The sequence below is a fragment of the Leptotrichia sp. OH3620_COT-345 genome, from assembly GCF_003932895.1.
Lineage (GTDB): Bacteria > Fusobacteriota > Fusobacteriia > Fusobacteriales > Leptotrichiaceae > Pseudoleptotrichia.
This window is the reverse complement of the sequence record NZ_RQYW01000231.1, coordinates 1-224: the sequence shown is the minus strand read 5'-3', so window position 1 is coordinate 224 and position 224 is coordinate 1. Positions and strand designations below refer to the sequence as shown.

1 protein-coding gene is annotated in these 224 nt (G+C 34.4%); it reads left to right on the top strand.

Annotated features, from left to right (window positions below; genetic code table 11):
• Positions 1-224, top strand: a 224-nt coding sequence (locus EII29_RS11885) for an autotransporter domain-containing protein (RefSeq protein WP_125237638.1), incomplete at both ends; no start/stop codon positions are given.

The window sequence follows — 224 nt, the reverse complement described above, 5'->3', positions numbered from 1 at the left end:
AAAGCATTTGACCATAATGGAAGTCTTAATTGGACGATATCTGGAGAAGGTTATGTATCGAGAAGTGATATGCATAGAAAGTTCCTTGTAGTGGATGAAATATTTAATGCTAAGTCAACATATTACACATATGGAGCGGCATTAAAGAATGAGATAAGCAAAGAATTCAGGACGAGTGAAAGAACGAGTATAAAGCCTTATGGAAGTTTAAAACTTGAATATGG